Here is a 13893-nt window from a genome sequence, read left to right on the forward strand (position 1 = left end):
CAGTGAGGGTTTGAAACTCCATTTATCCACAGTATAGAGGGATTCTAGATCTCAGCATGATATATCAGATTGCGTTGTTAAACCCCTACCGAACTCCGAAACTAGTAAACTATATCACACATAACAGATGGAGCCGTATCTGACCGAAATAACTGGGAGACATAGACGAGAAACGAGCCTTCGGGGGAACCGGTCAGTTCAGCCAACCGTAGTCGCCCGCAGCGTCGCCGAAGCGGCCGTCCGGGGGATCGAAGCGGTAGAGGTCCTGTCCGAGTTTGACCCATGCAAGGCCATAAACGGTCGCCGTCGCCGGCTGAATCTCGAACCCGAGGAACACAATGGTCCCGAGTCCCAGCAACACACCCAGCCAGGGTGGCTGGATGCGGGTCCTGACGAGGCCGACCGCGACCAGCATCGATCCGCTGACCAGCACGAGCACGCCGATTCCGATGACTGCCTCGCCACCGCCGTCGAGGAGGCGGAGCAGTTGCCCAGCGGCAAAGACGACGCCGCCGACTGCGCCAACCCACGCGCCTATCGTCCCGGGCCGTTTCATCCGTGCGCCGTAGAAGCCCTCGACGGCGTAGTGGCCGGCCACGATACCGAGTGCGGAGACGACGATGCCGACCAGAATGGGCGCGCTCGTTGCAGTCCGGCCGGTCGTGGACAGCGCCACGGCCCAGCCGATCCAGACGACACCACCGACGGCGGCGACCGCACCTGCGCGCTGACACCGTAGCTTCGCCATACGGGCGAGTTGGCGGCGGGCTACAAATGTACACCGGACCTGCGTACGACTGCACAGGCGACGGCCGCTCGGTGTGGCCCGGTCCCACGCGACAGGGTGGACGGGGGTTTCGCAACAACTTTGCACGGGCCGGTCCGTCGGTCCCACATGAAACTCGCCGGTATGGCCAGCAACCGCGGCCGAAACCTCATGAACATCGCGGACCGCGCCCCGGGCGGTGCGTCCTTCGCCGTCGTCCTGACCAACCACGCCGACGCGCCGGTGCTCGAAGCGGCCGCCGAGCGCGGCATCCCGACCGAGGTCGTCGAGCGCGACGCCGAAGAGTCGCGCCAGTCCCACGAAGCGCGGGTGCTGGATGCGCTCTCGGAGTACGACTTCGACCTCGTCACGCTTGACGGCTACATGCGCGTCCTCAGCGAGACGTTCCTCGACGACGCGCCGACGACGCTGAACGTCCACCCGAGTCTACTGCCGAGCTTCGCCGGCAAGAACGCCCACGAGCAGGTGCTGGACGCCGGCGTGAAGGTCACCGGCTGTACCGTCCACGTCGTCGACGAGAGCGTCGACGGCGGCCCCATCGTCACGCAGGAACCCATCCCCGTCTTCGAGGGCGACGACGAGGACAGCCTCAAGGAGCGCGTGCTCTACGAGGGTGAGTTCACCGCCTACCCCCGCGTCGTCGAGTGGTTCGCGGAGGACCGCGTCACGGTGGACTGGGACGCGGGCACCGTCTCGGTCGAGGGCGACGACGGCGGCGACTTCCCCGCTCGGCGGGTCGTCTCGGACGACCTCGCCGCCAGTCTGCGGTACGGGGAAAACCCTCACCAGGACGCCGCGCTGTACGCCGACACGACCGTCTCCGAGGCCAGCGTCGTCCACGCCGATCAGCTGAACGAGGGCGCGAAGGCGCTGTCGTACAACAACTACAACGACGCCGACGGCGCCCTGAACCTCATCAAGGAGTTCGAGGAGCCCGCCGCCGCCGTCATCAAACACACCAACCCCGCTGGCTGTGCGACCGCCGACTCCGTGGCCGACGCGTACGGGAAGGCGCTGTCGACGGACCCCATGAGCGCCTTCGGCGGCATCGTCGCCTTGAATCGCGAGTGTGACGCCGCCACCGCCGAACAGATCATCGACTCCTTCAAGGAAGTCGTCGTCGCGCCCGGCTACACCGACGCCGCGCTCGACGTGCTCTTCGAAAAGGACAATCTCCGCGTGCTCGATGTGAACGAGAACTTCGAGGTCACCGACAGCCTGACCGAGAAGCCCCTCGTCGGGGGGCGGCTGGTCCAGGAACGGGACACCCAGCACCTCTCGGCCGACGATCTGGAGGTCGTCACCGAGCGCGAACCCACCGACGAGCAGATCGAGTCGATGCTGTTCGCCTGGCACACGCTCAAACACGTCAAGTCCAACGGCATCCTCTTCGCCAAAGGGACGGAGACAGTCGGCATCGGCATGGGGCAGGTGTCCCGCGTCGACGCCGTCCGGCTGGCCGCGATGAAAGCCGACGAACACGCCGAGGGCAAGGACGCCGAGGGTGCCGTGATGGCCTCGGATGCCTTCTTCCCGTTCCCGGACGGTATCGAGGAGGCCGCCGACGCCGGTATCGAAGCCGTCATCCAGCCCGGCGGTTCCAAGAACGACGAGAGCGTCATCGAGGCCGCGGACGAACACGACATGGCGATGGTGTTCACCGGGCAGCGGTCCTTCAGACACGACTGAGGATAGCGGCTGACCGCGGGCTGTTCCGCGAGGCCACTGTCGGCAACGAAAGACGTTTCATACCGGCTATTGAATCCCCGGGCGATGGCAGACAACGACGACAGAGAAGAAGCTGTCCGCGACGCTGTGGACGTCTCCCGGAGTGGTGCCCCGGCGGGCGGACGCGTCATCCGGGACCGGTTCTCGGCGGACGAGATATTTCAGCGTATCATCGTCGCGGCCGACGAAGAGGTGACCTCCGGGACCCGCGAGCTGTTCTTTGCCGGTATCGCGGGCGGGTTCGCTATCACGGTGACGTTTATGTTGTACGCGTCGCTGTACGCCAAGACCGGCGGCGACCCGATACTGAGCGCACTGCTGTACCCGCTCGGGTTCGTCTTCATCATTCTCGGGGACTACCAGCTCTACACCGAGAACACGCTCCCGCCGGTCGCGCTCGTTCTCGAACGGCTGTCGAGCATCCCGTCGCTGTTGCGTATCTGGGTCGTCGTCCTCGTGTCAAACGTCTTCGGCGGGATGCTCGGCGCGGCGGCGCTGGCGTTCACTGACGTGCTCTCGACCGACGCATCTGTCGCTGCCGCTGGCTTCGCACAGAAGGCAATCGAGACTTCACAGATAACACTGTTTTCGAAAGCGGTGTTCGCCGGCCTCATCGTCGCCGGCGTCGTCTGGGTCGACTACTCGCTACGAGACAGCATCTCACGGCTCGCGTTGATCTACATCGCCTTTCTGGCGATCCCGTTCGGAAACCTCTATCACGTCGTCGTCTCCGCGACGGAGATGTTCTATCTGGTGTTTATCGGCGAGCTGGCGCTGTCTGTCGGCCTCTGGGAGTTCGTCCTGCCGGTGCTCGTCGGCAACTCCGTCGGTGGCGTCGTGCTCGTGACCGTCGTCAACTACTTCCATACGACCGAACGGCGACTCGAAACAGCGCGGAACGAAGGGTCAAAGCGCCAGCTCACCCTCCGAGAGTGGGTCTGGGGCGGGCTGTCTGCCTCCGGCCGCTCGTACGTACCGGCGACTGACGAGGTCCCCCGAAGCGAGACGGAGCCGCCGAAAGAAGAACCCTGACACAAACCATTTCAACGCGCTCCGGCTATCGTTGGTGTGAACTGGGTGAGAGATAACCGCCTGCTGTTTCTGTTTGCTGCCGTCGTTCTGACGACGCTGGGAGCTGTCGGGCTGGGAATCGTCGGTGTCGTCGCGACAGTCGGGGCGCTTCTCGGCGGCGGCGCGGTCGTCCAGACCGTCGCCGGGTTCCTGCTCGGGACGCTGTTGCTCGTGGGCCTAGATGTCGTCTTCTCGGTCGCGCTGGTCCGTGCGTTGGCCCGACGGGCGTCGATACCGAAGAGCCAGCGCGTCGCTGGTGGGCTTGCAGGGCTTGAGTCAGTCGTCCCACCGCTTGCGTCGCTCGGCCTCTCCGAAACGTTCGCGCCGTCCGTCGAGGACCGCCACGAGGAACTGACGCGCCGATACGTCGAAGGAGAGATCGCCGAGGACACCTACGAGCGGGAACTGCAGGCGCTGCTCGGCGACGAATCTGCCACCGAGTCACTGGAGGACCTCGCTTCCGAGCCACTGGGGGACCTCGAAGCGGAGACTGAGCCGACGCGGTCCGTAGACACCGACCGCGAGCGGGAGCCGGCCCGCGAGTAGCACTGAGCGGGTTTTACATGGTCGCCCGACGACAGGTCGAGTATGGACGCACCGACGTTTCTCGAAGTCGAGGTGGAGCGGGACACCGTCGCCACGGTGCTCGACGCCGTTCCCGGCGTCGCCGTTGTCGACGACGCCACCGCTGGCTCGACACCGGCACCAGCGGAATCGGACGGCGCCGAGAGTTCCGGCCCCGGGCTAACCGACCGTCTCAGGTCGCTCTGGCGACAGTGGGGGCTGCTCGGCACGGGGCTGTCGCTCATCGCCCTCGGCGTGGCTACGGCCGGACTCTGGTGGTACCGCCGCCGCAACGCTGCCGGCACCGACGAGGAGGCGTCGGAGTGGGCCACGGAAAGCCCGAGCGAGACGCCGCCACCGGCCGAACCGACCGTCGACACGCCATCGCCGACAGACCCGGATTTCGAGCCGAAAGCAGCGGCGGAAGACGCCGACGACACGCCGACGCCGGGGACCCAGGAAACAGCGTTGGCCACAGAGATGCCACAGACTGAGCCAGAGTACCGACGACAGGACACCGGGAGAGATACCGAGCCGGCCGGCGCTGCCGAATCGGCGACCGTGGCGGCGGACGAGACGGAACCCGAGACAGACGCGGACGAGCGACCGGCGGCGAAGATCGACCCGGCACCGCTGCTGGGTGCCGCGTTCCTGATTCTGTCGAGCGCACTCGGCCGGTGGGCCACGCGCGACCGCACCGACCAGCCGTAACGGTCACCGTGTCCGGTGGGTGACAGCTGGGTGAGCGGGCTGTTCGAGGCGTCTTCTCGCCGGACACACGCAACAGTCCGACAGGCTAAAGCGAGCGGCTCCGATAGCCCGACCATGGAGTTCCACGAGGCCGCGAACTTCCTCTTCGAGTTGCGCCGGTTCGCCTCGCGACCCGGTACTGATGCCACGCAGGACCTGCTCTCGTCGCTCGGTGACCCACAGGAGGGGCTTCGCTGTGTCCAGATCGCGGGGTCCAACGGAAAGGGGTCCACCGCGCGGATGGTCGAACGAACGTTGCGGGAAGCAGGCCTCGACGTCGGACTGTACACGTCGCCGCATCTCGACGACGTGCGCGAACGGATCCGAATCAACGGCCGGAAGCTCTCGGAAGCCGCCCTCGTCGAGTTCGTCGAATCGGTCCGGGCGTACGTGACCGAGCGGGGCGCGGCCAACGACTCGCCCACCTTCTTCGAGACGCTGACCGCGATGGCGCTGTGGGAGTTCGACCGACAGGAGGTCGACGTCGCGGTTCTGGAGGTCGGTATCGGCGGCCGGTACGACGCCACGAGCGTCGTCGACCCGGTCGCCAGCGCCGTCACGTCCGTGACGCTCGAACACACGGATATCCTCGGCGACACCGTCGAAGAGATCGCCCGCGACAAAGCCCACGTCGCCCCCGACGACACCCCGTTGGTGACCGGAACGACCGACGACGCGCTCGCCGCCGTCCGCGAAGTCGCCGACGACGTCGTGACCGTCGGCAGCGCAGTCGAGACAGATCAGGGGCCGTCCGAAACCGACGTAACGGTGACCTACGACGGGCGTGAGGGGCTTGAGGGGTCGGTCTCGGTCGACGGCCCCGACTGGAGCGTCGATACGTTCCTCCCGCTACTGGGCGCGCATCAGGCACAGAACGCCGGGATCGCGGCCACGCTGTGCCGGCAGGTCGCGGACGTCTCGCAGACGGCCCTCGAACGCGGCCTGCGCAACGCCCACTGGCCCGGTCGGTTCGAAGTGATGGACGAATCGCCGCTGGTCGTCCTCGACGGGGCCCACAACCCCGGAAGCATCGAGCGGACTGCCGAGACGCTGTCCTCGTTCGACTACGACGACCTCCACGTCGTCATCGGTGCGATGGTCGACAAGGACCACGAGCGCATCGCCGCGGCGCTGCCGGCCCCGGACCACGTCGTCGCCTGTCAGCCGGACGTCGACCGAGCGGAGTCACACAACGTCGTCGCAGCCGCAGTCGAGAACGCGACCGACGCGACGGTCGAGACGCGCCACGACGTGGCTGGCGCGCTCGGTATCGCGCTCGATGCCGCGGAATCCGGCGATGCAGTCCTCGTGACGGGGTCGCTGTACGCCGTCCGGGAGGCCCGCACGCGCTGGTCGCGCTCGCTGGTCCCAAAGCAGGTCGACTCGCTGGCCGAGGCCCGCCAGACCATCGCGGACGCACACGTCACCGACGCCGGCGCCTGGCGGATGCGGGGCAAGGGCGTTCACCGCGTCCTGCGAACGCGGGTCCAGCCACGGCAGGCCCAGTATCTCAAGGAGGAACTGCTGTCCCTGGGCGGGGAGTGTGCCATCTCCGGCCTGAACGACCAGGACGAGGAGTCACTGGACGTGGTCATGATGGCGACGATGGCCCAGTACAAGCGCCTCGTGGAGAAACTGGACGGGCAGCCGTACGGTCTGGCGTCATTCGCCGACGAACTGCGGGCGGCCCTGTCCATCCAGCAACCAGAAGCGGACACGTCGACAGCCTACCCCTGGGACGACGGCACGGCCGTCATGGGTATCTGCAACATCACGCCGGACTCGTTCCACGACGGCGGCGAGTACAACGCGGTCGAGGACGCCGTCGCCCGCGCCGAGCGGATGGTCGAGGCGGGCGCGGACATCATCGACATCGGCGGGGAGTCGACCCGCCCCGGTGCCGATCCGGTCCCGGTCGAAGAGGAGATCGACCGCGTCGTCCCGGTCATCGAGGCGCTCTCGGACCTGGATGTCGCGCTCTCCGTCGACACGCGGAAGGCCCCCGTCGCCCGGGCGGCACTGGACGCTGGCGCGGACATCCTGAACGACGTCTCGGGCCTCGAAGACCCCGAGATGCGGCTGGTCGCCGCGGAGTACGACGTGCCCGTCGTCGTGATGCATTCCATCGAGACGCCGGTCGACCCCGACAGCGACATCCACTACGACGACGTGGTGGGTGACTGCATCGACCAGCTAACCGAGCGGGTCCTGCTCGCGGAGAAGGCCGGACTCGACCGGGACCAGATCATCGTCGATCCGGGCATCGGCTTCGGGAAATCACCCACAGAGGATTTCGAACTACTCGACCGCCTCCCGGAGTTCGAGGCACTCGGCTGCCCTATCCTGGTCGGCCACTCCCACAAGTCGCTGTTCGGACTGGTCGGACAGGAGGCGGGCGACTGTCTGGAGGCGACCATCGCCGGGACGACATTGGCGGCCGAGCGGGGGGCCGATATCGTTCGCGTCCACGACGTGCCCGAGAACGTCGCCGCAGTTCGGGTCGCCGAGGCGGCCCGTGATCCACAGACGTTCGAGGATTGAGCCGAACAGCCGAACAGCCAGCCGGATCATCGCCGGATGTGACCGGCAACCCCAAATTTTTGTGCTGGCTATTTATATTTCTCAAGGGTGAGAATCGGGGGCGAACATATAACCCCCACGTCCTTTGAGTCTCGCCATGGCATTCCAGAGCGAGAGCACGGGCTCTCGAAAACGTATCACTGAATCTGACAGATCTGGCGTCGACGGCGCGACACTTACCGACCGTATCGGACTGGACGCCGAGGAGATACGCTGGCGGAAGGAGTTCACCGGGTTCGACGAGGCGGACGTCGACAATCTCACTGCGATGGCAGACGAGACGACCGCACAAGCCGACGCTGTCGTCGACGATTTCTACGATCACCTCCAGTCGTTCGACGAGAGCGTCGAGATCCTGGGGCGGTCAACCAAGTCGGTCGACCAGCTCAAAAACACCCAGTCGCAGTACCTCCGGGACCTCGTCGGCGGGAGCTACGACAAACAGTACTTCGAGAACCGGGCTCGTATCGGGAGGATTCACGACATGCTCGATCTCGGGCCGAAGATCTATCTCGGGGCCTACAGCATCTACTTCGAACACTTCCTGCGGACAATCGTCAACGACCTCCAGTCGGGCGACGCGACCCGAGACGAGGCGCTCGAAACGATGCAGTCGCGGGCGCTCTCCGTATTCAAACTCCTCAACCTCGATCAGCAGGTGGCGATGGACACGTACATCGACTCCTACAGCCAGCGCCTGGAATCAGCAATCGAGGACCAGCAAGCGCTGATGCAGGAGGTCGAAAGCGGACTCCAGCAGCCTATCGACGAGCTGAGTGCCTCAGCCGAAGAAGTCGCGCAGACGAACCAGCAGATCACCGAGACTGCCGAGGCCCAGTCCGAGTCGATGGACGAAGTGGCGGGCGAGGTCGCGGATATGAGCGCGACCATCGAGGAAATCGCCTCGACCGCCGAGGAAGTCGCGAGTACCAGCACGTCGGCCGAGCGGAAGGCCGAACGCGGAAACGAAGCCGCACAGCAGGCCGCGACCATGATGAACGACGTCGACGACGCCGTGGACACGGTTTCCTCGGACATCGCCGGCCTGCAAGAGCAGGCCGACGAGATCGACGACATCGTCGAGGTGATAAACGATATCGCGGACCAGACGAACATGCTCGCCCTGAACGCGTCTATCGAGGCCGCACGCGCGGGGGAGGCGGGCGACGGGTTCGCCGTCGTCGCCGACGAAATCAAGACGCTCGCAGGGGATTCACAGGAGCACGCGAACCGTATCGAAGACACCGTCACGGAGATCCAGGACGAGACCGTCGACGCCGTCGAGAGCCTCGAAACCGTAACCGAGCAGGTGACCGACGGTATCGATCAGGTAGAGGTGGCGGCCGAACGACTCGAAGAGATCGTGTCTGCGGTCAACGAGGCGGCACAGGGAATCAAGGAGGTGTCGGCAGCGACCGACGATCAGGCGGCGTCGACCGAAGAGGTCGCCAGCATGATCGACGAACTGTCGAGCGGCATCGACGACATGTCGGCACAGCTCGACGACCTCGCGGCGACGAACGAGGAACAGACGGAGAAGATTCAGGACGTGGCCGAGACCGCGCGGCGACTCGACACGGAGACGGAGTAACTTCGATCAGTAGCCAGCGCGCTTCGCTTACCCTTCTGGTTCGGGCGGCTCGACGGCCTCGGCCTCCGTCTCGGTCACGCGGATGCCTTTCGAGGCGAGGTGGCGCATCTGCCGGCGGACGAAGTCCTCCTCGGTCGTCCCCCGCGTCGCGAGAATGACCATCCGGGCGTCACCGGCGGGGCGCATCGTCCGCCCGGCCCGCTGTGCGCCCTGCCGGCGGGACCCGCCCAGCCCGGAAGCGACGATAGCGAGTTCGGCGTCCGGCAAGTCGATCCCCTCGTCGCCGACGCGGGAGACGACCAGCGTGTTCAGTTCGCCCCGGCGGAACTGGTCGAACAGCTTCTCCCGGCGGGCGTGTGGCGTCTCGCCGCTGATAAAGGGTACGTCGATGGCCTCGCTGATGGCCTCGCCCTGGTCTAAGTACTCGATGAACACCAGTGCCTTCGCCGCGGGGTTCTCGGCCAGCGCGTAGCGGATCTCGTCGATCTTTCCGGTGTTGCTGGCGGCGGCCTGCCGGCGGTCGTGGCCCGACGTGGAACTGTACTCGGACTGCTCGGTCTCGTTGCCCCACGGGACGAGCCGGATTTCGACCTCCGGCTCGGCGACGTAGCCCTCGTCGAACAGCTTCCCCCAGTCCGTGCCGATGGGCGGGCCGATGAGCGTGAATATCTCCTCCTCGTCGTCGCTCTCTCTGGTCGGCGTGGCGGTCAGGCCCAGCCGGTGTTTGGTCTGGAGGTCAGCGCTCCGGCGGTGAATCGGCGAGGGGACGTGATGGACCTCGTCGAAGACGATGAGGCCCCACTTGCGCTGGTCGAACAGCTTCCGGTGGCGGTCCATCCCGGCGGTGCGGTAGGTGGCGATGGTGACCGGCCGGATAGACTTCTCGCCGCCGTGGTACTCGCCGATGTCGTCGTCGGTCAGCGAAGTGTGGCGAACCAGTTCGTCGTGCCACTGGGTCGCGAGTTCGCGGGAGGGGACGAGAATCAGCGTCTCACCGCCGACGGCGGCCATCGCGCCCATCGCGGCGACAGTCTTGCCCGACCCCGGCGGGCCGACGAACACGCCCGACCCCTGCTCGGTGAACCGCTCGACCCAGTCTTGCTGGTAGTCACGCAGGCGCAGCAGGAGGTCCATCTCGATGGCGTCGCCGGTCTCCAGGTCGCGGTCGTCCCGCACCGGGTAGCCCGCCTCGTAGAGGGTGCGCTTGATTTCGGCCGTGGCGTCCTCGTTGACCCACGACTCCGAGTCCGAGATGGGTGCCCGGAGGTGGTCGTCGTCGAGTTTCGGCCGGGCGACGTTGCCCATCAGGTCGTCGCTCTCGGCTTCGAGCACGACGTAGCCGTCCTCGTGGGTCTTCAGGCGGAACTTCCGGGCGCGCTCCCACTGGCTCGTCACCCACTCTTCGAGGTGAGGTGAGCGCTCACCCAGGACGTCCCGCATCGTCGCCAGGAGGTCGTCCAGGGACTCGTGGGGCGCGGCCCAGATGTCCTCTTCGCGGAGTTCGTACACGTAGCCGCCCGAGCGGTTGGTGTCCTGCAGGCGGGCGAACTGCGAGAGTTGCGCCCGCGTGAACTGTTCCGGGTGTTCGACGACGACCTCGCGACGGTCCGGGAAAAGCACCACGCGCTCGCGGTCGGTTACCTCGGCGATATCCGTCGGATACCACACTGACTCGACCTCGGTTACGTCCTGGCGCTCGATATCGCCGTCGTCGGCGAGCCCCTCCAGTGCCGCCCGCGCCTGGTCGGGTGTCAGGTCCGTCTTCCGGGAGAGCTCCGTCGCCGTTAGATGTGGTCGGCCGACGGCGTCGATAGCGTCGTAGACGTCGTCGAGTTCGAGTTCCGTGGTGGGGTCCGAGTCCTCGTCTCGGTCGGCTGGCTCCTCGGCTGTCACTACCGATGGGAGGGGACCGACGCTCAAACGGGTTTCGTCTGGGCACCCGCCGCCTCAAATACGCACATTAATATAGCGCCATCCGGACCTGCCGGCATGGTCGAAGGAATCGCCGCAGGGCCGTGGTCTATCGTTCCCGCGCTCGTCGCAATCGGTCTCGCCTGGTACACCCGGGACGCCCTCATCGGGCTGTTCGTTGGCATCGTCGTCACAGGCGTGTTGGTCGGCGCGTTACATCCCCAGGCTGTCGGGGTCCCGTCGGACCTGATCACCGCCGGCGGTGAGGTGGCGACCGTCCAGCCACAGGCCGAGGACGGAAGTCCCTGGACGGTGGGCGTCGGTGGTATCGTACTCGGGGCGATATTCGGATTGAAACTCGTGCCGGAGATAATCGCCACGGCCCCGCTGTTCGGGGAGTGGTACGTCAAGAACGTCCTACTGGCAATCTTCGCCATCGGCGGGCTGATCGGACTGATGATCAGATCCGGGGCGATCCAGGGCGTGCTAGAGGCGCTGGTGGCACGAGCAGATTCGGCCGCAGACGCCGAGAAGGCCGCCTTCCTCGCGGGTATCGCCATCCACATCGACGACTACTTCAACTGCCTCGTGGTCGGCTCGATGATGCGCCCGCTAACGGACAAGTTCGACGTCTCGCGGGCCAAGCTGGCCTACTACGTCGACTCAGCGGGCTCACCGGCGTCCCGCCTCGCGTTCTACTCGACGTGGGGGGCCGCGATGGTCGGGTTCATGGGGAGCGGTCTCGTCGAGGCACAGAAGCAGGGGACGCTCCCGTCCGGGATGGCCAACCTCGTGAACACCGGCGGTGACCAGGTCACCGCGGCGACCGGTGCCGTCTGGCCGCTGTTTTTCAACACGCTGTTTACCGGCTTCTACTCCTGGATCGCGCTCGGTCTCGCGGGCCTCGTCGCGTGGCAGGTCGTACCGAACATCTACGGCATGGGGACAGAAGAGTCCCGCGCGAGAACCGAGGGGAAGGTCGTCGGCGACGACGCCGACCCGATGATCTCGACGGAAATGGACGAGTACGAGATGTCCGAAACCGCCACGCCGGACTGGCGGAACTTCGCCTGGCCCATCCTGACTATGATCGTCGTCGGGCTGGGCGCGATGTTCTGGCGGGCCAGCCCGGTCATCTTCGTCGAGGGGAAAGAGGGTATGGGGACCACGCTGCTCCAGCTCGGCAGTTGGCAGCTCATCGCCCCGCCGAGCGGCCCGTGGGCGTTCAACATCGGCGGCGTCCAGTTGGGCCTCGCGTCGTTCTCGGCGCTGATCGTCGCCTTCCTACTGTACCGCTGGAAGGGTGACATCCCCTCGAACGACGACGCCACCGATGCGATGCTGGTCGGCTTCAAGGGCATCTTCCTGGCGGCCGTCATCCTGATGTTCGCCAGTTCCATCCAGAACGCGGTGTCGATCCTCGGCATCTCGTCGTTCGTGACGAACGTCTTCGGCGGCGTCCCGGCGTTTGTTATTCCGGTCGGTGTCTTCCTCGTGACCTCGTTCGTCAGCTTCTCCGATGGCTCGTCGTGGTCGACCTACGGTATCATGTTCCCCATCGCCATCCCGCTGGCGTTCTCCACGGGCGCGAACCTCCCGCTCGTCCTCGGCGCGGTGTTCAGCGGCGGCATCTTCGGCGACCACACCTCGCCCATCAGCGACACGACCGTCCTGGCGTCGTCGACGAGCGGGAGCGACCACATGGTCCACGTCAGGAGTCAAGCGCCGTACGCCCTCATCGCGGCGGGCGTCGCGGCCGCGCTGTTTCTCGTGTTCGGGCTGGTGCTCCCCGAGGGGTTCCGCGTCATCCCGTACTGAGCAGCAGAGTGCGATTTAGCTACAAAAAGCCGTAGTCCTCGATTCGTCTCTCGTACAGTTCCTCGTACTCGCTTCGAACGTGCGCGTGGTCGTACTCGGCGCAGGACTCGTCGACGGTCCATCGCTCGAAGTCGGCCGATTCGACGATCTTGTCGGCGATCTCCTGTGGGTTCGTCACCCGGAACGCGCGGTCGCGCTGCTCGATGAGTTCGTGGGCCGAGGATTCGGCCTGGTACTCCACGATACCGATACAGCCACAGGCCATCGCCCAGAGGAGGTCCGTGGCGAAGCACTCCCGGAACGCGGTCTGGACGAACACGTGCGCACCCTTATAAATCGAGACGCGTTCTTCGATATCGCACGCGCCGACGAAGGTCACGCGGTCGTCGATGCGGAGGTCGGCGGCTTCCTGCTCGTAGTACGCCCGTTCCGGCCCGTCGCCGATGATCGTCGCTGACCAGCCCTTCTGTCTGAGTTCTGCGAGGCCGAGCAGGAGCGATTCGACGTTCGCGGTGCCGTCGAGTCGGTGGGCGTACACCACGTCGATCTCCTCGTCGGCCTCGGTCTCCCGAACGAGGTCCATGTCGATACTCTGTGGGAGTATCGCCGTCTGGTCGGCCGTCGCCCCGCGCTCGCGGACCCGCGTCCGGACGAGTTCGGAGGGGGTGATGAGGCAATCCGACGCCCGGAGTGCGAGGTCTGCCCGGCGGCTCTCGGGCACGTCCTCGTCGCCGAACCACTCCGTGAGCAGCGGCGCACGCGAAAGCGTCGCGCCGATGTTGGCCGCGAGCGCGACCGACGCCGGCGTCGGGTGGACGTGAACGATGTCGGGCCGATAGCGGGCGAGCATGACCGGCAGGCGGACACAGAAGGACGGAACGGTCGGCGAGACGGTGACGGCGCGGTAGGTGACGCCGTCGCGTTCGCGCTGATTGTCGAACCCGGGCCACCACTGCGAACAGAACACGGTCACGTCGTGGCCGGCGGCGGCCAGTTCGGTAGCCACCCGCTCCAGCCGGGTTCGGCCCACTGTGTCCCGGTACTGACTCGTCTCCATGGCGACGACCGCGACACGCATACAGGGGCGACGACG

At 66.1% G+C, this 13893-nt stretch carries 10 protein-coding genes; 7 read left to right on the top strand and 3 right to left on the bottom strand.

Annotated features, from left to right (window positions below):
* Window positions 1-193 precede the first annotated feature (193 nt).
* Complete coding sequence (locus ACY9XZ_RS01315) at window positions 194-748, bottom strand: hypothetical protein (protein ID WP_463455292.1); 555 nt, start codon at window positions 746-748, stop codon at window positions 194-196.
* Window positions 749-895: 147 nt separating this feature from the next.
* On the opposite strand from ACY9XZ_RS01315, the gene purH reads away from it, so the two are divergent.
* The 6 genes from purH to ACY9XZ_RS01345 all read left to right on the top strand — a co-directional run bounded on the left by purH (window position 896) and on the right by ACY9XZ_RS01345 (window position 9071).
* Window positions 896-2476: a bifunctional phosphoribosylaminoimidazolecarboxamide formyltransferase/IMP cyclohydrolase gene (gene purH / locus ACY9XZ_RS01320; RefSeq protein WP_463455293.1), complete on the top strand. Its 1581-nt coding sequence runs from the start codon at window positions 896-898 to the stop codon at window positions 2474-2476.
* An 84-nt stretch (window positions 2477-2560) separates the two neighbouring features.
* Window positions 2561-3547 carry a formate/nitrite transporter family protein gene (locus tag ACY9XZ_RS01325; RefSeq protein WP_463455294.1) on the top strand — a complete coding sequence of 329 codons (987 nt, stop codon included), beginning with the start codon at window positions 2561-2563 and terminating at the stop codon, window positions 3545-3547.
* A gap of 36 nt (window positions 3548-3583) precedes the next feature.
* The gene (locus ACY9XZ_RS01330) at window positions 3584-4132 is read left to right on the top strand and encodes a hypothetical protein (protein ID WP_463455295.1); all 549 of its coding nucleotides are present in this window, start codon (window positions 3584-3586) and stop codon (window positions 4130-4132) included.
* Between the two features lie 42 nt (window positions 4133-4174).
* Window positions 4175-4861: a hypothetical protein gene (locus tag ACY9XZ_RS01335; RefSeq protein WP_463455296.1), complete on the top strand. Its 687-nt coding sequence runs from the start codon at window positions 4175-4177 to the stop codon at window positions 4859-4861.
* Window positions 4862-4975: 114 nt separating this feature from the next.
* Window positions 4976-7441: a dihydropteroate synthase gene (folP, locus tag ACY9XZ_RS01340; RefSeq protein WP_463455297.1), complete on the top strand. Its 2466-nt coding sequence runs from the start codon at window positions 4976-4978 to the stop codon at window positions 7439-7441.
* A 136-nt stretch (window positions 7442-7577) separates the two neighbouring features.
* Window positions 7578-9071: a globin-coupled sensor protein gene (locus tag ACY9XZ_RS01345; protein WP_463455298.1), complete on the top strand. Its 1494-nt coding sequence runs from the start codon at window positions 7578-7580 to the stop codon at window positions 9069-9071.
* Window positions 9072-9098: 27 nt separating this feature from the next.
* Here the strand turns inward: ACY9XZ_RS01345 and ACY9XZ_RS01350 are convergent, their stop codons facing one another.
* A complete protein-coding gene (locus tag ACY9XZ_RS01350) occupies window positions 9099-10964 on the bottom strand; it encodes a DEAD/DEAH box helicase (protein WP_463455299.1) in 1866 nt (621 codons plus the stop codon).
* Window positions 10965-11060: 96 nt separating this feature from the next.
* On the opposite strand from ACY9XZ_RS01350, the gene ACY9XZ_RS01355 reads away from it, so the two are divergent.
* Window positions 11061-12800 carry a Na+/H+ antiporter NhaC family protein gene (locus ACY9XZ_RS01355; RefSeq protein WP_463455300.1) on the top strand — a complete coding sequence of 580 codons (1740 nt, stop codon included), beginning with the start codon at window positions 11061-11063 and terminating at the stop codon, window positions 12798-12800.
* A 19-nt stretch (window positions 12801-12819) separates the two neighbouring features.
* Here the strand turns inward: ACY9XZ_RS01355 and ACY9XZ_RS01360 are convergent, their stop codons facing one another.
* Entirely contained in the window at window positions 12820-13878 is a 1059-nt protein-coding gene (locus ACY9XZ_RS01360) for a glycosyltransferase (protein ID WP_463455301.1), read from the bottom strand.
* Window positions 13879-13893: the final 15 nt, after the last annotated feature.

Source organism: Haloarcula sp. HT12, assembly GCF_055271655.1.

Excerpts from the sequence above, each read along its gene's own strand:
- ACY9XZ_RS01355 (WP_463455300.1), top strand. The coding sequence starts at position 11,061 with ATGGTCGAAGGAATCGCCGCAGGGCCGTGGTCTATCGTTCCCGCGCTC.
- folP (WP_463455297.1), top strand. The coding sequence starts at position 4,976 with ATGGAGTTCCACGAGGCCGCGAACTTCCTCTTCGAGTTGCGCCGGTTC.
- ACY9XZ_RS01360 (WP_463455301.1), bottom strand. The coding sequence starts at position 13,878 with ATGCGTGTCGCGGTCGTCGCCATGGAGACGAGTCAGTACCGGGACACA.
- ACY9XZ_RS01345 (WP_463455298.1), top strand. The coding sequence starts at position 7,578 with ATGGCATTCCAGAGCGAGAGCACGGGCTCTCGAAAACGTATCACTGAA.
- ACY9XZ_RS01315 (WP_463455292.1), bottom strand. The coding sequence starts at position 748 with ATGGCGAAGCTACGGTGTCAGCGCGCAGGTGCGGTCGCCGCCGTCGGT.
- purH (WP_463455293.1), top strand. The coding sequence starts at position 896 with ATGAAACTCGCCGGTATGGCCAGCAACCGCGGCCGAAACCTCATGAAC.
- ACY9XZ_RS01325 (WP_463455294.1), top strand. The coding sequence starts at position 2,561 with ATGGCAGACAACGACGACAGAGAAGAAGCTGTCCGCGACGCTGTGGAC.
- ACY9XZ_RS01335 (WP_463455296.1), top strand. The coding sequence starts at position 4,175 with ATGGACGCACCGACGTTTCTCGAAGTCGAGGTGGAGCGGGACACCGTC.